The 17,512-nt window shown below is 66.1% G+C and carries 17 protein-coding genes; 4 read left to right on the plus strand and 13 right to left on the minus strand.

All coding sequences use genetic code 11. The annotated features are described in order from the left end of the window. Nucleotides 1-45: 45 nt before the first annotated feature. The 6 genes from AB4Z42_RS25320 to AB4Z42_RS25345 form a co-directional block, all read right to left on the minus strand. A complete protein-coding gene (locus tag AB4Z42_RS25320) occupies nucleotides 46-1,869 on the minus strand; it encodes an ABC transporter ATP-binding protein (RefSeq protein ID WP_442011981.1) in 1,824 nt (607 codons plus the stop codon). Further along, a complete protein-coding gene (locus AB4Z42_RS25325; RefSeq protein WP_442011982.1) occupies nucleotides 1,866-3,788 on the minus strand; it encodes an ABC transporter ATP-binding protein in 1,923 nt (640 codons plus the stop codon). The genes AB4Z42_RS25320 and AB4Z42_RS25325 overlap by 4 nt, the downstream gene beginning before the upstream one ends. A 159-nt stretch (nucleotides 3,789-3,947) precedes the next feature. After that, nucleotides 3,948-4,826: an ion transporter gene (locus AB4Z42_RS25330; protein ID WP_442011983.1), complete on the minus strand. Its 879-nt coding sequence runs from the start codon at nucleotides 4,824-4,826 to the stop codon at nucleotides 3,948-3,950. A 64-nt stretch (nucleotides 4,827-4,890) separates the two neighbouring features. Continuing rightward, complete coding sequence (locus tag AB4Z42_RS25335; protein WP_442011984.1) at nucleotides 4,891-5,436, minus strand: chromate transporter; 546 nt, start codon at nucleotides 5,434-5,436, stop codon at nucleotides 4,891-4,893. Next, the gene (locus AB4Z42_RS25340; RefSeq protein WP_442011985.1) at nucleotides 5,433-6,005 is read right to left on the minus strand and encodes a chromate transporter; all 573 of its coding nucleotides are present in this window, start codon (nucleotides 6,003-6,005) and stop codon (nucleotides 5,433-5,435) included. The genes AB4Z42_RS25335 and AB4Z42_RS25340 overlap by 4 nt, the downstream gene beginning before the upstream one ends. After that, a complete protein-coding gene (locus AB4Z42_RS25345) occupies nucleotides 5,998-6,987 on the minus strand; it encodes a phospholipase D-like domain-containing protein (protein ID WP_442011986.1) in 990 nt (329 codons plus the stop codon). The genes AB4Z42_RS25340 and AB4Z42_RS25345 overlap by 8 nt, the downstream gene beginning before the upstream one ends. 158 nt (nucleotides 6,988-7,145) lie before the next feature. Between AB4Z42_RS25345 and prrA the strand changes: the two genes are divergently transcribed. Both prrA and AB4Z42_RS25355 read left to right on the plus strand, forming a co-directional pair. After that, complete coding sequence (gene prrA, locus AB4Z42_RS25350) at nucleotides 7,146-7,856, plus strand: two-component system response regulator PrrA (RefSeq protein ID WP_442011987.1); 711 nt, start codon at nucleotides 7,146-7,148, stop codon at nucleotides 7,854-7,856. A gap of 50 nt (nucleotides 7,857-7,906) precedes the next feature. Beyond that, nucleotides 7,907-9,247 (plus strand): sensor histidine kinase, encoded by a 1,341-nt coding sequence (locus AB4Z42_RS25355; RefSeq protein ID WP_442011988.1) that lies wholly within the window; start codon nucleotides 7,907-7,909, stop codon nucleotides 9,245-9,247. Here the strand turns inward: AB4Z42_RS25355 and AB4Z42_RS25360 are convergent. Further along, the gene (locus AB4Z42_RS25360) at nucleotides 9,244-9,627 is read right to left on the minus strand and encodes an FKBP-type peptidyl-prolyl cis-trans isomerase (protein ID WP_442011989.1); all 384 of its coding nucleotides are present in this window, start codon (nucleotides 9,625-9,627) and stop codon (nucleotides 9,244-9,246) included. The two genes, AB4Z42_RS25355 and AB4Z42_RS25360, sit on opposite strands and share 4 nt — an antisense overlap. A gap of 22 nt (nucleotides 9,628-9,649) precedes the next feature. Here AB4Z42_RS25360 and AB4Z42_RS25365 point away from each other — a divergent pair, with 22 nt between their 5' ends. After that, the gene (locus AB4Z42_RS25365) at nucleotides 9,650-9,898 is read left to right on the plus strand and encodes a DUF2630 family protein (protein ID WP_442011990.1); all 249 of its coding nucleotides are present in this window, start codon (nucleotides 9,650-9,652) and stop codon (nucleotides 9,896-9,898) included. Next, complete coding sequence (locus AB4Z42_RS25370) at nucleotides 9,895-11,460, plus strand: phytoene desaturase family protein (RefSeq protein ID WP_442012028.1); 1,566 nt, start codon at nucleotides 9,895-9,897, stop codon at nucleotides 11,458-11,460. Before AB4Z42_RS25365 ends, AB4Z42_RS25370 begins: the two co-directional genes overlap by 4 nt. Nucleotides 11,461-11,470: 10 nt before the next feature. On the opposite strand, the gene AB4Z42_RS25375 is transcribed toward AB4Z42_RS25370, so the two are convergent. From AB4Z42_RS25375 to pdxH, 6 genes are all read right to left on the minus strand, one after another. After that, nucleotides 11,471-11,899: a MarR family winged helix-turn-helix transcriptional regulator gene (locus AB4Z42_RS25375; RefSeq protein WP_442011991.1), complete on the minus strand. Its 429-nt coding sequence runs from the start codon at nucleotides 11,897-11,899 to the stop codon at nucleotides 11,471-11,473. Next, on the minus strand, nucleotides 11,889-13,325 hold the full coding sequence (locus AB4Z42_RS25380; RefSeq protein WP_442011992.1) for an MFS transporter: 1,437 nt from the start codon (nucleotides 13,323-13,325) through the stop codon (nucleotides 11,889-11,891). The genes AB4Z42_RS25375 and AB4Z42_RS25380 overlap by 11 nt, the downstream gene beginning before the upstream one ends. Before the next feature lie 95 nt (nucleotides 13,326-13,420). Continuing rightward, a complete protein-coding gene (locus AB4Z42_RS25385) occupies nucleotides 13,421-14,716 on the minus strand; it encodes a citrate synthase (RefSeq protein WP_442011993.1) in 1,296 nt (431 codons plus the stop codon). Nucleotides 14,717-14,821: 105 nt separating this feature from the next. Next, a complete protein-coding gene (locus AB4Z42_RS25390; protein ID WP_442011994.1) occupies nucleotides 14,822-15,472 on the minus strand; it encodes a TetR family transcriptional regulator in 651 nt (216 codons plus the stop codon). 72 nt (nucleotides 15,473-15,544) lie between these two features. Further along, nucleotides 15,545-16,822, minus strand: coding sequence for an MFS transporter (locus AB4Z42_RS25395; protein ID WP_442011995.1), 1,278 nt, complete (start codon nucleotides 16,820-16,822; stop codon nucleotides 15,545-15,547). Continuing rightward, nucleotides 16,823-17,482, minus strand: coding sequence for a pyridoxamine 5'-phosphate oxidase (pdxH, locus tag AB4Z42_RS25400; protein WP_442012029.1), 660 nt, complete (start codon nucleotides 17,480-17,482; stop codon nucleotides 16,823-16,825). Nucleotides 17,483-17,512: the final 30 nt, after the last annotated feature.

Consider the following 17,512-nt stretch of genomic DNA (forward strand, 5'->3'; position numbering starts at 1 on the left):
TGTGCGTTTCGGAGCGGTGAGCGCTCCCGAACGCACACAAATCGCTCAGGCGAGCGACTCCACCCAGGCGCGGTGCAGCGCGGCATACCGGCCGTCGTCGCGCGTGATCAGCTCCTCGGGCGCACCGTCCTCGATGATCCGGCCATGCTCGAGCACCAGCACCCGGTCGGCGACCTGCACCGTGGACAGCCGGTGCGCGATGACCAGTGCGGTGCGGTCGGCCAGCACCGTTTCCAGCGCGCGCTGCACCATCCGCTCGCTGGGGATGTCCAGCGACGACGTCGCCTCATCGAGGATCAGCACCGCGGGGTCGGCAAGGAAGGCCCTGGCGAAGGCGACCAGCTGGCGCTGGCCCGCCGACAGGCGTCCGCCGCGTTTGGCGACATCGGTGTCGTAGCCGTCGGGAAGCGCGTCGATGAACCGGTCCGCGCCGACCGCCGCGGCCGCCGCGACGACCTCCTCATCGGTCGCGTCGGGCCTGCCGAACCGGATGTTGTCGGCCACGGTTCCGTCGAACATGAAGTTCTCCTGCGTGACCATCACGACGTGGCGACGCAGCTCTGTCTGCGCGAGGTCACGGAGGTCCACGCCGTCAAGGGTCACCGACCCCGACACCGGATCATAGAAGCGCGCAATGAGTTTCGCGATCGTCGTTTTGCCCGCCCCGGTGGTCCCCACAAGTGCGACGGTCTGGCCCGCGGGCACCGCGAAGTCCAGGTCCGGTAGGACCGGACGGTCCTCGACGTAGGAGAACTGCACATCGTGGAACGCGACGTCACCGCGCACCTTATCGAGCGCGACGGGGTGCTCCGGGTCGCTGATTCCCGGCCGTTCGGCGAGCACGCCCGCCAGTTTCTCCAGCGCCGAGGAGGCGGACTGGAAGGTGTTGAAGAACTGGGAGATCTCCTGCATCGGCTCGAAGAACATCCGCAGATAGAGCAGGAACGCCGCCAGCGTGCCGATGGTCATCTCGCCGTGCAGCACGCGGTAGCCGCCGTACAGGAGCACCACACCGGTGGTGACGTTGCCGACCAGTTTCACGCCAGGCATGAAGATCGCGAGCAACCGGAAGGTCTTCTCGTTGATCTCGCGGTAATCGTCGGCGATGTCCTCGAAGATCTCCTGGTTGCGGGGTTCACGCCGGTACGCGTGCACCGCCTTGATGCCCGTCATCGTCTCGACGAACTGAACGATCACCAGCGCCGCGCTCTCGCGGACCTTGCGGTAGACCTTGGCCGACTCGGCGCGGAACCACCAGACCAGCGCCACCAGGATCGGGAAGGCGGCCAGACACATCAGGCCGAGCCGAACATCCAGCGTCACAAGCAGAATGGACGTCCCGATCAGCGTGAGCACCGCGGTGATCAGGCTGTCGAAACCCGTCTCGAGCATGTCCTGGATGGCTTCGACGTCGTTGGTGGACCGGCTCACCACCCGGCCCGAGGTGTAGCGGTCGTGGAACTTGATGTCGAGGCGCTGGAAGTGCCGGAACACGCGGCGGCGCAACTCCAGCAGAACCTTCTGCCCAATGCGGCCCGACCGCCGCAGGAAGAACATCCTGCTGATGGCCTGCACCAGCACCACGACGCCCAGCGTCGCCACCACCGTCATGAGGATGCGCGCCGAACCGCCATCGACGATCGGTGGGATGCCGCGGTCGATGCCCCGCTGCACCAGAAGCGGAACAGAAAGGCGTGCAGCGTTTTCCACCACGACGACGAGCGCGAGCAGCGCAACGGTGCCGCTATAGGGCCGTAACAGCGAGCCCAGCAGCGCGCGGGCCTCGCGGCGCCGCGGGAGGTTCTCGTCGATCGGCAGGTCGTCGCTCTGGTCCTCGTCGAACTTGCCGCGCCATTCGGTCGTGGTCATCGGCCCTCAGCCTCCGACGTCACGAACCGCCGCTCGACGCGCTGACGGTCGAGCGCTTCGGCCTCCTCGTAGGCCTGGCCGAGCCTGCCGCGGTCCTCGTCCTCCTGCCAGTCGCACGCACGCTCGCAGCCGTCGTCGAGCTCATCGTCGGCGGCCAGCAGATAGCGGTACTGCGGGACCGTGGCGAGCAACTCGGCGTGGGTGCCGATGTGGGTGATCGTGCCGCCGTCCAGCAGGGCGACCTTGTCGGCGAGCAGCACGGTCGACGCCCGGTGTGCGACGACGATGCCGGTCACCGAGTGCAACACCCGGCGCAACGCCTCCTCGACGACGGCCTCGGTGTGCACGTCCAGGGCAGACAGTGTGTCGTCGAGCACGAGGATCCTCGGCGCGGCGAGGATCGCACGCGCCAGCGAAAGCCGTTGCCGCTGACCGCCGGACAGGCTCATGCCCTGCTCGCCGATGCGGGTGTCCAGGCCGAACGGCAGGTCGTAGACGAACTGGGCGGCTGCGACCTCGATCGCCTGGGCCATCTGTTCGTTCGTCGCATCCGGTGCGCCCAGCCGCAGGTTCTCGGCCACCGACATGGAGAACAGTGTCGGATCCTCGAACGCAGTCGCCACCGTCGCACGCAGTGCAGGTAGTGACAGGTCACGAATGTCGGTGTCGTCGATGCGGATCGAGCCCTCGGTGACGTCGTAGAGCCGCGACAGCAGCGAGGCCAACACGGACTTACCCGATCCGGTCGAGCCGACCAGCGCCAGCGTCTCCCCCGGCTCCACGGTGGCGTTGACGTGACGCAGAGCCCAGATGTCCGAGTCCGGGAATCGGAAGCCGACGTCGACGAGTTCCAATCGGCCACCCGACGGCGCCTCGTCGTCGGGGCCGTCGACGATTTCCAGTGGTGCGTCGAAGATCTCGGCGATGCGGTTGGCCGCAGTGAACGACTCCTGCGTCATCGACAACAGGAATCCCAGCGACGCGATCGGCCAGACCAGCGACAGCATCATCGTGATGAACGCGACGAGCGTGCCCATGGTGACGTATCCGTGGCCCGCCGCGTAGGCGCCGAAACCGAGCACCACGATCAGCGTCAGGTTCGGGATGATCTCGAGCAGCGTCCAGAACTTGGCCGAGACCGAGACCCTGCTGACCTGGGTGTCATACAGATTGGTGAGTTGGTCGTCGAACCGTTCGTAGACGTAGTCCTCACGGCCGAACGACTTCACCACGCGCAGCCCGAGCGCCGATTCCTCGACGTGGGTGGCGACATGCCCGGACTGGTCCTGGGCCAGCCGCGACAAGCGGGTGTACTCCTGCTGGAAGTGCAACACGGTGGCCGCGATCGGCACGATCGACAGCAACACCACCACACCGAGCGGCCAGTACATCGCGAGCAGGATCGCGGTCACCACGGTGATCTGGATGACGTTGAGCAGCAGAAACACCATGCCGAACGACATGAACCGGCGAATTGTGCTCAGGTCGTTCATGATTCGCGACAGCAGCTGCCCCGACTGCCACCGGCCGTGGAACGACATCGGCAGGATCTGCAGACGGGCGTAGAGGTCCTTGCGGATATCGGCCTCCACGCCCATGGTGGCGCGCGCAACCAGCCATCGCCGGATGAACCACAACACGGCCTCCGAGATGCCCACGCCCATCGCCGCGGCACCGAGCAGCCACAGGCCCTGCTGGTCCTGATGACGCACCGGACCGTCGATGACGGCCTTGGTCATCAGCGGGATGGCGACGGTGGCAACCAGGCTCAGGAGCGCGATGACGAGCATCGCGACCCAGCGGACGCGATACGGCAACAGATAGGGCAGCATCCGCCAAAGATCCGAGCTCGACCTTGCGCGCTTGCGCGGCGGCGCGATCGCAGGCGCCGCGCGAAGCGCGTTCAAGGAGTCGGTCATTTAGTCCATCTTCCCATTGTGTGCAAGCGGATAACCAGCTGTCAGCAACCGTAAAACCTCAACAAACATTGAGGTCAATTGCTTCCGGGCCGGTCAGCTGCTGCGACCGAGGGTGTTCCGGACCGTAGTGTCCGTACTCAGGACATGCCGGCGGCGTGCCTAGCGGTCGTCGCGATGGGTCTTCTGCAGTTCCTCTTCGGCCTGCTCCAGCGCCTCCCGCGCGGCCCGAAGCCGAGACAGCAGGTCGTCGGTCTCGTGCTCCTTGCGTTCGGCCCCCCTGGCCTCCTCCATCGAGTTCAGCACGATGCCGATGAAGAGGTTGAAGATCAGGAAGCTGGCGAGCAGCACATAGCTGATGAAGTACAGGATCGTCCATTGCGAAACCTGTTGGCCCATTGCGATGTTGTCGGGGAAGTTCTCCAGCGTGAGCATGACGAACATCGTCACCATCGACTGGCCGACATTGCCGTAGGAGGCCGGATCCGCAGCGGCGAACAGCACCCAGCCGCCCATCCCGTAGATGAAGATCAGCACGAACGTCGCCGCCGCCAACGACGCGATACCGGGCACGCTTCTGCCCGCTGCCGAGACGAGTATGCGCAAGTCCGGCAGGAAGCGCACGAGGCGCACGATGCGCAGCAACCGCACGAGTCGCAGCAGCATCGCGTTGGCCCGCAGCGCGGGGACGAAGGACGCGACGACGACGATGAAGTCGAAGATGTTCCAACCGTCTTTGACGAACTCGCGCGGGTTCCATCGATACGCCGTCAGCCGGATCAGAAGCTCGACGACATAGATGCCGAGGATGACGTCGTACAGCGTGGCAAACAGGGGTTCGCGTGGGCCCGCGATGGAGTCATACGTCCCTAAACCCAGCACGACGGCGTTCACGACGATCACGCCGACGATGAACAGCTCGAAGATGCGGTTGTTGATCAGCGCGCGGCAGCGATCCGGGATCGAGCGCGGCGTCGGCGGCGCCGGTGTGGAATCCGACCCCTCGACGACAGCGGCGGCACTACTGGGGGTGGGATTCACGCCTACTGCTTAGCAGTCCGCGCGCCTATCCGCTGGACGAACCGCAGGCTTTTTTCCGCCCGCGTCAAACAATCCCGAAATAACCGATGACGCCGGCGGCTAACACCACGATCAACGGGTTCGTTTTGGTGAACACAAAGATCGCCGTACACACCGCAGTAAGCAGATAGGCCCGCCAGTCGTGGTCCGCGGTCCGGCTCATCACCAAGGAGGTGGCCATGATCAGACCGACGGTCAACGGCGCGAAGCCCTTCTCGACCGCGACCCGCCACTCCGACTTCTGCGCCTTCTGCCAGAACAGCGTCACGGTGTACATCAGCGAGGCCGCCGGGACGATCATGGCGATCGTGGCGATGAGTCCGCCGAGGATCGCGCCGGGGACTCCACCGACCGACAGGCCCGCGCCGTAACCCACGAGCGTCACGATCAGGATGCTGGGGCCCGGCGCGGTCTGGGAGATCGAGAAGACGTCCGCGAACTGCGCGTCGGTCAGCCAGTGATGGCCGGCGACCGCCTGACGATGCATATCCGGCAGCACCGCATTCCCGCCGCCGATCGAAAGCAGAGAAAGCCCGGCGAACATACCGGCGATCTGGAGATAGGTGTTCATGACGCCTGTGCGCCACGGTTTCTCGGCCACCCCCACAACAGGGCCAGCGGCGCGACGATCAACAGCGTCAGCGGCAGAGGCAACCGGATGAGGCCGTTCAGCACGAACGCCGCCAGGAACAGCGCGATCGGCACCAGCCCCGTCAGGCACTTCCTCCCGGTCTGGATCACCATCGCCACGGTCAGGGCGACGGCCGCCGCCGACGCGCCGTGCAGGACACCCTTGACCGCAGCCTGCTCCTTGAAGCGGAAGTACAGAAAAGCCATCACCGTCACGATGATCACCGGCACGAAACAGAGGCCGAACAACGCCGCCAGCACGCCGGGAAGCCCTCGCATCTTGCTGCCCGCGAAGACCGCCATGTTCACCTGATTGGCACCGGGCAGGATCCGGCACATCGTCATCGCGGACAGGAACTCCTCTTCGCCCAGCCACTGCTTCTCGACGACGAGCACCTGACGCGACCAGGCCGACAGGCCGCCGCCGAACGAGGCCAGCGCGATGTGGTTGAACGTCCACGCCAGATCGACCAGCGAGACCTCCTCAAGCCCGGGCTCGGGCTCACTCATGCATGAGTTCGTGGTCGTGCGGGAAATCGTCCTCGTGGTGGTGCGCCGGCTGCAACGGATCCGGCGGCTCGTAATGGTGCGACAGTGCCCAGTCCGAGTCGAAAACCTGCTTGAGACGCGCCACCGTCGGTGCATCCGAAATGAGGATTCCCAGTTCACGACGCAGATCGAAGGCGCTGCGGTCGATGTTCATCGAGCCGACGAGGGCCCTCTCGTCGTCGACCATCAACAGCTTGGCGTGCACTCGCAGGTTCTTCTGCTTGTGCACCTTGACGCCGAACCGGCGCAGCGTGCGCAGCGACGCGAACGTGTCGAGGATGTCCCATTCGCTGATGCCGTGCTTACCGCCGCACAGCACATGAACTTTCACACCCCTGTCGGCGGCGGCCGCGATTCGCTCGAGAATGACGGCGTCGACGTATTTGGGGTGCTGAATGTCGAGCCGGTGGGAGGCCGTGTCGATGAAATGCGCCATGTGCAGGCGCGAATTGGAATTGCTCCAGAGCAGGCCCTCGTACGCCGAGCAGGTCCAGTCCGACTCCCGCCAGTCGGCATCGAAGACCTCAACGATCTGCGCGACGTGCACCGGATCGTGGGTGATCACGCCGTAGTCGCGGGTCACCGTGAAGTATTTCGTGCACAGGTTGAAGGTGGCGACGAGAGCGGCCCTGTCGTCGGCCACGATCGACTTCTCGTGCGTGACATAGAACTTCGGGTTGGACCACTTGACGGCGATACCGGCGTCGGCGAACTTCGCAAAGGTCTCGTCGTTGGCCCGGTCGCCTCCCGAGCGCGCGGGGTTGAGCATGACGCGCACGTCGACACCCGCATTGCGGCGCTCGATGACCGCCTGGATGAGGATCTCCTCGGTGAAGGTGAACTGCTTGATGAGCAGAGAGTTCTGCGCTGAGACGATCAATTCGCGGACCGGTTCCACACCGTCATCGGGCTCGACGATCAACCGGGGCGGAGGAGCTGGCACAAGTGTCGAAGCTAGCAGCGTGCGAATTTGGCCGCCCTGCTATCAACCGATCGTTTCAGTGGCTGTGACCCGGCGGTGACGAGACCGCCGCAACCGCGATACCGCCGGACTCACGCGCCTGACGCATGCGGGAGGCGCCATCGGGCAAGATGAGGGCCATGGCCAGTGGCATGGAAGGTGCAGCCTCACCCCGGGTGCTCGTGGTCGACGACGACCCCGATGTGCTCGCCTCGCTCGAGCGTGGTCTTCGGCTGTCCGGTTTCGATGTGTCCACCGCGATCGACGGCGCCGAAGCGCTGCGCAGCGCGACGGAGACCCGCCCGGACGCGATCGTGCTGGACATCAACATGCCTGTCCTCGACGGCGTCAGCGTGGTCACCGCGCTGCGCGCGATGGACAACGACGTCCCCGTCTGCGTGCTGTCGGCACGCAGTTCGGTCGACGACCGCGTGGCGGGCCTGGAAGCCGGGGCCGACGACTACCTGGTCAAGCCGTTCGTGCTGCAGGAGCTCGTGGCACGGGTCAAGGCGCTACTGCGCCGGCGCGGTTCGACGGCGACATTCTCGTCGGAGACCATCCAGGTCGGTCCGCTGGAGGTCGACATCCCCGGCCGACGTGCCCGCGTCAACGGCGTCGACGTCGACCTCACCAAACGCGAGTTCGACCTGCTCGCCGTCCTGGCCGAGCACAAGACGGCGGTGCTTTCGCGCGCCCAGCTGCTGGAGCTGGTGTGGGGTTACGACTTCGCCGCGGACACCAACGTCGTCGACGTGTTCATCGGGTACCTGCGCCGCAAGCTCGAGGCCGGCGGCGCGCCCCGGCTGCTGCACACCGTGCGTGGAGTGGGATTCGTCCTGAGGACGCAGTGATGAGCGGTTGCGCGAAGAGCTGTCGATGAAGAAATGCCAGCAGTAGTGCGATGAGTCTGCTGACTCGGATCTTCCGCCGTACCCCGTCCCTTCGGCAGCGGGTGGCGTTCACCAGCGCCATCGCGGGGGCGATCGTCGTCGTCGTCGCGGGCACGGTGGTCTGGTTCGGCATCACCGACGCCTGGAACGAGCGGCTCGACCGCAGGCTCGACGAGGCGGCGGGATTCGCGATTCCGTTCCTGCCGCGCGGACTCGACGAGATCCCGAAGTCGCCAAACGATCAGGACGCCGTCATCACCGTGCGCAAGGGCGGGCAGGCGACGTCGAACTCGGATGTGGTGCTGCCGCAGCTCGAGCCCGGCTACGCCGACACCTACGTCGACGGTGTGCGCTACCGGGTCCGCACGGTGGACATCCCCCGGCCCGAGCCGATGTCGGTGGCTGTCGGTGCGACCTATGACGGGACCATCGCCGACATCAACAACCTGCACCGCAGGGTGATCATCATCTGCACGCTGGCGATCGGCGCCGCGACCGTCGGTGGGTGGGTGCTGGCCGCGTTCGCCGTCCGCCCGTTCAAACGCCTCGCTCAACAGACGCGGCAGATCGACACCGGCGACGAGGACCCCGACATCGATGTGCGCGGCGCCACCGAAGCCGTCGAGATCGCCGAGGCGGTGCAGGGACTCGTCGAACGAGTGTGGAACGAGCAGGACAAGACCAAGGCCGCGCTGGCGTCGGCGCGGGATTTCGCGTCGGTGTCGGCACACGAGCTGCGCACGCCGCTGACCGCGATGCGGACCAACCTCGAGGTGCTGTCCACCCTGGATCTGCCCGAGGAGCAGCGCGAGGAGGTCGTCAACGACGTCATCCGCACCCAGTCGCGCATCGAGGCGACGCTCAATGCGCTGGAGCGGCTGGCCCAGGGTCAGTTGTCCACCGCCGACGACCACGTGCCGGTCGACATCACCGAGCTGCTGGACCGCGCCGCGCACGACGCGATGCGCGTGTACCCGGAACTGGATGTGTCGTTGATCCCCGCGCCGACGGTGATCATCGTCGGGCTGCCCGCCGGTCTCCGGCTGGCGGTGGACAACGCGATCGCCAATGCCGTCAAGCACGGTCGCGCCACCCGGGTGCAGCTGTCGGCGGTCAGTTCGCGCGCCGGAGTGGAGATCGCGATCGACGACGACGGCGTCGGCGTACCCGACGAGGAACGCACGATCGTGTTCGACCGCTTCTCCCGCGGCTCGACCGCATCGCAGTCAGGCTCCGGACTCGGTCTCGCACTGGTGGCCCAACAGGCCGAATTGCACGGCGGCACAGCCTCTCTGGAGGAGAGTCCGCTCGGCGGCGCCCGGCTGTTACTGAGGCTGCCCGGTCCGAGCTAGCGGGTGCCCAGTAGGTCGATGACGAAAATAAGTGTCTTGCCCGACAGCCGGTGCCCGCCGCCTGCCGGCCCGTAGGCCTGCTCCGGCGGGATGACGAGCTCGCGCCGTCCGCCGACCTTCATCCCGGGAATGCCGTCCTGCCAGCCCTGGATCAGGCCACGCAGCGGGAACTCGATCGACTCGTTGCGCGCCCACGAACTGTCGAACTCCTCGCCGGTGTCGAACTCGACGCCGACATAGTGCACCTCGACGGTGCCACCGGGTACTGCCTCAGCACCCTCGCCGACCACCAAGTCCTTGATGACCAATTCGGCCGGCGGGGGGCCGTCGTGGAACTCGATCTCTGGCTTCTGTCCTGAAGTGGAAGTCACGAGAGTCACCGTAGTCGGGCACACTGAACCAATGGCGAAGGACCAAGACATTCTCGATCAGGTCAACGAACTGGTCGACGAGGAAAAGAAGCTGCGGGCTGCGCTGCAGCATCGCGAGATCGACGAGTCCGAGGAGCATCAGCGGCTACGAGCAGTCGAGGTCCAGCTGGACCAGTGCTGGGATCTGCTGCGCCAGCGTCGGGCGCTTCGTGAAACCGGCGGCGATCCCGGGACGGCGAGCGTTCGTCCACCCGACGAGGTCGAGGGCTACCTCAACTGAGCCGGCCTGATACCGGAGCCGCCACGGCCGCGACATCTGATGTCGTCATCGTCGGCGGCGGGCACAACGGGCTGGTGGCTGCCGCGTACCTGGCCCGTGCGGGCAGGCGCGTGCAGGTGCTGGAGCGGCTCGACCACGTCGGCGGTGCAGCGGTGTCCGCGCACGCCTTCGACGGCGTCGACGCGCGGCTGTCGCGCTACTCGTATCTGGTGAGCCTGCTGCCCCGGCGCATCGTCGAGGACCTCGGCGCCCGGGTGCGGCTGGTGCGCCGGCGCTACTCCTCGTACACGCCCGACCCCGAGACCGGCGGCCACACCGGGCTGCTGATCGGACCGTCGTCGACATTCGGCGCGGTGGGTGCGGACGGTGACGAGGCCGGGTTCGAGGACTTCTACCGACGCTGCAGTGTGCTGACATCGCAGATGTGGCCGACGCTGCTGCGGCCGCTGTGCACCCGCGAGGAGGCACGCAAGCATGTGGGCGACGACGCCGCATGGCGCTTGATGGTCGACGAACCGATCGGGCACGCCATCACCGACGCCGTTTCGAACGACCTCGTGCGTGGCGTGATGGCCACCGACGCGTTGATCGGCACGTTCGCCCGCACCGACGACCCGTCATTGGCGCAGAACATCTGCTTCCTGTACCACCTGCTCGGCGGTGGCACCGGCGACTGGGACGTCCCGATCGGAGGCATGGGTGCGGTCAGTGGCGCCCTGGCCGCCGCGGCCACCGGCTTCGGCACCGAAATCATCTGTGGTGCCGAGGTTTACGCCATCGACCCCGACGGCACGGTGCGCTACCGTCGCGACGGCCAGGAGCGCCGCGTTCACGCCGGACACGTGCTGGCCAACGTGACTCCGACCGTGCTGGCCGCACTGCTCGGCGAACCTACGACGGCCCAGGCGCCAGGAGCGCAGGTGAAGGTCAATCTGATGCTGCAAAGGCTTCCGCGACTGCACGACCAGACCGTCACACCGGAGCAGGCGTTCGGCGGGACGTTTCACATCAACGAGACCTATCGCCAACTCGAGACGGCGTATACGCGCGCCGACCACGGCGTGGTGCCCGACCCACTGCCGTGCGAGATCTACTGCCACTCGCTGACCGATCCCACCATCCTGTCCGACGAGCTGCGCGCATCCGGCGCCCAGACGCTGACGGTGTTCGGCCTGCACACACCGCATTCGTTGGTCGCAGCGGGCGACCCCGACCGGACGCGGGACACGTTGACCTCCGCTGCGCTCAATTCGCTGAACTCTGTTCTGGCCGAACCCATTCAGGACGTGCTGATGCAGGACGCGGCGGGCCGGCTGTGCATCGAGGCGAAGACGACGGCGGATCTCGAACACTCGCTGGGCATGACGGCGGGCAATATCTTCCACGGCGCGCTGTCGTGGCCGTTCGCCGAGGACGACGAGCCACTGGACACTCCCGCGCGGCGATGGGGGGTGGCTACCGCCCATGACCGGATTCTGTTGTGTGGCTCAGGATCACGTCGCGGTGGAGCGGTCTCGGGCATCGGCGGGCACAACGCCGCGATGGCACTGCTGGAGATGTGATTTCGGTGCGCTAACGACCGCTGAGCGACTGTATGCGCACCAGAATCGCTTTCAGCGATTTGAGTTCGGCGGCGTCGAGTCCGGCCAGAGCATCGGGCGCCGGATCGTTGATCGCGTCGATTTCGCGCACCATCGCGCGGCCCGCTTCGGTGAGCGATACGGTCTTCGACCGCCGATTCGCCGGATCGATCTCGCGCACCACCAGTCCCCGATCTTCGAGATCGTTGACGGCAACCGTCGCCGCAGGCGCGTCGATGGTCGCCGCATGCGCCAGCTCCTTGACCGACATCGATTGCCGACTCAATCGCTTGAGTATGCGAATCCTGCTGAACGGCAACCCTGAACGCTCCACCACGGCCCGCTTCCAGCTGTCCCGGTTGTCCATCACCAGAGACGCCATGGCGCGCCAGACTTCGTCGGCCAACGGGTTACTTGACATCGGCGATCTCCCGTCGGGCATCGGTCCCGGCTATCAGCGGAGCGAGACGGTCGGCCGAACGCAGCGCACGTGGCGAGGTGGAGTAGATGCCGAGCACCACGATCGTCAGCCCGAGCACCGCGAGGATCACCCACAGCACTCGCGCGGCTACGGTGAAGTCCGCACCTTTGGTCGCCAGCGCCGACCCCGCGACCGAACCACACAGTGCCACACCGAGACTGACGCCGATCTGACGGCTGGTCGACGCGATCGCCGACGCGGCCCCGGCCCGATCGGTCGGCATGCCGCTGACCGCCGCGGTGGTGATCGGCGCGTTGACCATCGAGAAGCCGATGCCGAACACCGCGAAGATGACGAGCAGCTGCCATACCGGCGTCGTCGCGGTCAGCGTGGTGAGGAGAACCGTCGCAACGGTGATCAGGGTGCCTGCGATGACGATCGACGGCCTGCCGCCGAATCGACCGACCATCCGGCCGGACAGCGGCGAGAAGACAAGTGCGCCAATGGCTACCGGCAGATAGATGAGCCCCGTGGTCAAGGCCGAGTAGCCACGCTCCTCCTGCAGGTACAGCGACATCATGAACAGGAAGGCACCCCACGCGGCGAACGCGCATACCGCGATCACGGTCGCCGACGCGAACGGGATGCTGCGGAAGAACCGGAGATCGATGAACGGGTCGTGGCGCCGCGACTCGTAGGCCAAAAAGCCGATGAGCGCGACGACCGCGACGACGGCCACGGCGATGGTGCGGACGTCCGCCCAGCCGAAGTTCGGACCTTCGATGAGTACGTAGACGATGCCGAACAGGAAGGCCATACCGAGGCCCTGGCCGACCGGGTCGACGTCGCGCATCGTGACCGACTTGGACTCCGGCACGAAGATCGCCGTGAGCAGGATCGCGAGCGCACAGATCGGCAGGTTGATCCAGAACACCGCCCGCCAGTCGACGTACTGGATGAGCGCACCACCGACAATCGGGCCCAGCGCCATCGAGATGCCGACGACGCCGCCCCAGACGCCGATTGCGCGGGCGCGCTCGACGCGGCCGGTGAAAACCTGGGTGATGATCGACATCGCCACCGGGTTCATCATCGATCCGCCGACGGCCTGCAGGAAGCGTGCCGCGATCAGCGTCTCGATGTTCGGCGCGAGGCTGCACATCAGCGAGCCGAACGCGAACACCGTCAGGCCGATCTGGAACGTGCGCCTGCGACCGAACCTGTCGGCCGCCGCACCGGCCAGCAGCAGCAGCGACGCCAGCACCAGGGTGTAGATGTCGATGACCCACTGCAGCTGCGACGCGGATGCGCCGAGATCCGCGCGGATGTTCGGAATGGCGACGTTGACGATCGTCGCGTCCATCGACACGATCAGCAGGCTCAGGCAGCAGGTCACCAGGATGATGGCCTTGCGCCGGCTGCTCATCGAGCGGACGATAGTTTCATTCACACAACTATTGTGAAACTACAACTGTCCAGAAGGCAAGCGTTATCGCAAGTGACGTACCTCGCAGAGTTGAGCTACCGGGCGCTGGTGTTGATGTAGTCGCGCTCGGTGTAGCCGGTGTAGATCTGACGCGGACGGCCGATCTTGCCGCCACCCTCGTCGTGCATCTCACGCCAGTGCGCGATCCACCCGGGCAGCCGGCCCAGTGCGAACAGCACGGTGAACATCCGGGTCGGGAAGCCCATGGCCCGGTAGATCACGCCGGTGTAGTAGTCGACGTTGGGGTAGAGCTTGCGCTCGACGAAGAAGTCGTCGGTGAGGGCGATCTCTTCGAGCTCCTTGGCGATGTCCAGCAGCTCGTCGTCGCCGCCGAGCTTGCCGAGGATCTTGTCGGCCTGCTCCTTGACGATGCGCGCCCGCGGGTCGTAGTTCTTGTAGACCCGGTGGCCGAAGCCCATGAGCTTGACGCCGTCTTCCTTGTTCTTGACCTTCTTGACGAACGTCTGGACGTCGTCCTCGCCGACCCGGATCTTCTCCAGCATCTCGAGCACCGCCTGGTTGGCGCCGCCGTGCAGCGGACCCCATAGCGCGTTGATGCCACCGGAAATCGACGTGAACAGGTTGGCCTGCGACGAGCCGACCAGCCGCACCGTCGACGTCGAGCAGTTCTGCTCATGATCGGCGTGAAGGATGAACAACATGTCGAGTGCGCGGACGAGTTCCGGGTCGACCTCGTAGGGCTCGGCGGGCAGGCCGAACGTCATCCGGAGGAAGTTCTCGACGAGGCTCATCGAGTTGTCCGGATACAGGAACGGCTGGCCCACCGACTTCTTGTAGGCGTACGCCGCGATCGTCGGCATCTTGGCCAGCAGGCGGATGGTCGACAGCTCGACCTGCTCGTCGTCGAAGGGGTCCAGCGAGTCCTGGTAGTACGCGCTCAGCGCATTCGCGGCGCTGGAGAGGACCGGCATCGGGTGCGCGTTGCGCGGGAAACCGTCGAAGAACCGCTTGAGGTCTTCGTGCAGCAGGGTGTGCCGCTGGATCTGCGTCGTGAACGCCTCGAGCTGCTCAGCCGTCGGCAGCTCCCCGTAGACCAGCAGGTAGCTGACCTCGATGAAGTTCGACTTCTCCGCGAGCTGCTCGATCGGATACCCGCGATAACGCAGGATCCCGGCGTCACCGTCGATGTACGTGATGGAGCTCTTCGTCGACGCGGTGTTGACGAAACCCTCGTCGTACGTGGTGTAGCCGGTCTTGGCCAACAGCGAACCCAAGGCGACGCCGTCGGAGCCTTCGGTGGCGTGGACGACGTCCAATTCAAGCTCGCCACCGGGATAGTTGAGAGTGGCGTGCTCGTCTTTTTCGGCCACGGGGATCCCTTCTACGTTGCAAGGAATATCGAGAACATCTCGGGTATGCCCCTCAAAAGGTAGTCCCATTCCACCAGTCCCGCCCGCGGGGGTTCCGCCAGATGCTCAGACCGCCTGTCGATTGCCCGTCGTGAGGCCGGTGAACTCGGCAAATGTCTCTTCCAGACGCTGCGCTACATCGTCGATGGTCAGCTGGGACCAGTCCCCGGTCTCCGCGGCCAGGTCGGTGAGCGCCGTCATGAGTACCGAACCGCCGACGGCTGAGACCAGCCTCGGCCCGCGATCCTCGACCTCCGCACCCATCCGCCTGGCGAGTTCGGCATCGACGGAGTTGGCACGGTATTCCAGCGCCGCCTGCCTCAAGGTGGGCGACGACAGCATGATCCGCACGATGCACATCACCCGGTCCGCCGACAGCTCCCCGGCCGGGGCGGCCTTGGCCGATTTCGCCATCGCCAGATACGCCTTCAGCAACGCCTCGAAATGATTGAGCTCGCGGGGTTGGCGGGCCAGTTCGACGGCCGTTCTGTCCAGCACCTCGTCGATAAGGGCCAGTGCGATGGCGTCCTTGGTGGCGAAGTAGCGGCTGAACGTGCGGGGCGAAACGTCGGCGATCGCGGCGATCTGGTCGACGGTGGTGCGGTCGAATCCCTGGCGATCGCAAAGGTCGACGGCAGCGTCGATCAGGGTTGCTCGCGTCCGGAGCTTTTTACGTTCCCGCAGGCCGAGGGATGCCTCCCCCCTCACATCAGGCACAATTCGGATGCTAACCAGCGAAGCTAAGAGCCCGCTTAGAAACTGGCATGCACAGACACTTGGCCCCCTAGGTCACCGTTTGTCGGCCGCGGGCACCCGGTAGCGGATGAACGTGGGCGCCAACAGAGCGCAGGCCACCATGCCGATCACCACCAGTACTCCGCCGCCCGCAGCGGCGACCGTGGTGCCGACCGCCGCCGCGGTGGCGCCGTGCACCGCATCGGCCAGCCGGGGTCCGCCCGCAACGACGACGGTGAACACCCCCTGCAGCCGGCCCCGAAGATCATCGGAGGCCACCTGCTGCAGGATCGTCGAGCGAAACGCCGCCGACACCATGTCCGCCGCGCCGCCAATCGCCAAGCAGATCAACGCGATCCAGAGGAACAGACCGACATGACCACCGGCGAACCCTCCGGCGACGCCGAAGCCGACCATCGCCACACCCCAGACCACGATCGAGGCCACCACCGCAAGCCCCTGTCTTCGGACCCGGGGCAGCCAGCCGGAGAACAGCCCGCCCGCCACCGCGCCCACCGACATCGCCGCCGCCAGCAACGCCATCGTGGTGCCGCCCTCGATCGGCCCACCGAAGCTCTCGTGCGCCATCTGCGGGAACAGCGCGCGCGGCATCCCGAAGATCATCGCGATCAGGTCGACGACGAACGACATCAGCACCACCCGGTTGCCTGCGAGGTAGCGGAACCCGTCGAGCACCGCACCGAATCCCCAACCCGGCGCGCCGCGGGCACTCTCGCTGGGTGGCATGGAGGTCAGGCGGAACGTCGCCCAGATCGCCGCGATGCACGTGATCGCGTCGATCAGATACAGCGTGGACAGGTCGACCCAGCGCAGCATCACCCCGGCCAACAGCGGCCCGACGATGGCGCCGAACTGCATGACGGTCATGTTCAGCGAGTTGGCCGCGGGCAGTTGACCGTCGGGCAGCATGCGCGGAATCGCGGCCGCGCGCGTCGGTGAGTTGATCGCGTAGAACGCCTGCTGGACCGCGAGCAGGCACAGGACCACCCAGACGTTGTTCATCGCCAACGCGGCCTGCACCCACAACAGGACCGACGCCACGGCCAGGCCGCACGACGAGATGATGAGCAACAGCCGCCGGTCCATCGCGTCGGCCCACGCGCCGCCCCACAGGCCGAACACGATCAGGGGAACGAGCGCGAACAGACCGGAAAGCCCTACGTAGGCCGAGTTCTGGGTGAGCGCGTAGAGCTGCACCGGCACCGCAAAGATGGTCAGGTTGGCGCCGACGACCGTGACGATTCCCGCAAGCCACAACCGCCGGAAATCGGGTGTCCGCAGCGGCGTGGTGTCGGCTAAGAGCCGTCCCACCTAGGGCTGCAACCGCTCGATGCGGCTGTTGTGCATGGCCACTGGCAGCTCGGCATCGTTGCAGACGCGAATCCTGTTGTGCATCCGGTTCTCCCGGCCCTGCCAGAACTCGACGAGCTCGGGCGCGATGAGGTATCCACCCCAGTTCGGCGGCACCGGGATCTCCTCGAGATCGGCGAATCGTGCTGTCACGTCGGCCAACTGCTCGAGCAGCGCGGCGCGCGAGGCGATCGGTGCGGATTGGTGTGAGGCCCACGCGCCCAGCTGCGAACCACGCGGCCGCTTCGACCAGTAGTCGGCGGTCTGCGCCGCGGACACCTTGGTGACCAGGCCGCGGACGTGGACCTGCCTGCCGAGCAGGAACCAGGGGAACGTAGCCGAGGCGTATGGCATCGCGGCCAGGTCCTCACCCTTGTTGGAGTCGTAGTTGGTGAAGAAGGTGATGCCGTCGTCGTCGACGCTCTTGCAGAGCACCGAGCGGGTGGACGGACGGCCGCGCGCATCGGTGGTGCCCACCACCATCGCGTTCGGCTCCGCCACGCCTGCGTCCTCGGCGTCGGCTAACCACTTGCGCAGCAGCGCAACCCAGCCGTCCGCGAGCCAATCCGCATCGAGGTCGCCACTGCCGTCCTTCTCCACCGAACCGTATTCCACCCGCATCCGTGCCAGGTGGTCGTCGTCGTGAGGGGC

It is taken from the genome of Mycobacterium sp. 2YAF39 (assembly GCF_052114565.1).
GTDB lineage: Bacteria > Actinomycetota > Actinomycetes > Mycobacteriales > Mycobacteriaceae > Mycobacterium.

Excerpts from the sequence above, each read along its gene's own strand:
- AB4Z42_RS25320 (WP_442011981.1), bottom strand. The coding sequence starts at position 1,869 with ATGACCACGACCGAATGGCGCGGCAAGTTCGACGAGGACCAGAGCGAC.
- AB4Z42_RS25325 (WP_442011982.1), bottom strand. The coding sequence starts at position 3,788 with ATGACCGACTCCTTGAACGCGCTTCGCGCGGCGCCTGCGATCGCGCCG.
- AB4Z42_RS25335 (WP_442011984.1), bottom strand. The coding sequence starts at position 5,436 with ATGAACACCTATCTCCAGATCGCCGGTATGTTCGCCGGGCTTTCTCTG.
- AB4Z42_RS25340 (WP_442011985.1), bottom strand. The coding sequence starts at position 6,005 with ATGAGTGAGCCCGAGCCCGGGCTTGAGGAGGTCTCGCTGGTCGATCTG.
- prrA (WP_442011987.1), top strand. The coding sequence starts at position 7,146 with ATGGCCAGTGGCATGGAAGGTGCAGCCTCACCCCGGGTGCTCGTGGTC.
- AB4Z42_RS25355 (WP_442011988.1), top strand. The coding sequence starts at position 7,907 with ATGAGTCTGCTGACTCGGATCTTCCGCCGTACCCCGTCCCTTCGGCAG.
- AB4Z42_RS25365 (WP_442011990.1), top strand. The coding sequence starts at position 9,650 with ATGGCGAAGGACCAAGACATTCTCGATCAGGTCAACGAACTGGTCGAC.
- AB4Z42_RS25375 (WP_442011991.1), bottom strand. The coding sequence starts at position 11,899 with ATGTCAAGTAACCCGTTGGCCGACGAAGTCTGGCGCGCCATGGCGTCT.
- AB4Z42_RS25380 (WP_442011992.1), bottom strand. The coding sequence starts at position 13,325 with ATGAGCAGCCGGCGCAAGGCCATCATCCTGGTGACCTGCTGCCTGAGC.
- pdxH (WP_442012029.1), bottom strand. The coding sequence starts at position 17,482 with ATGCGGGTGGAATACGGTTCGGTGGAGAAGGACGGCAGTGGCGACCTC.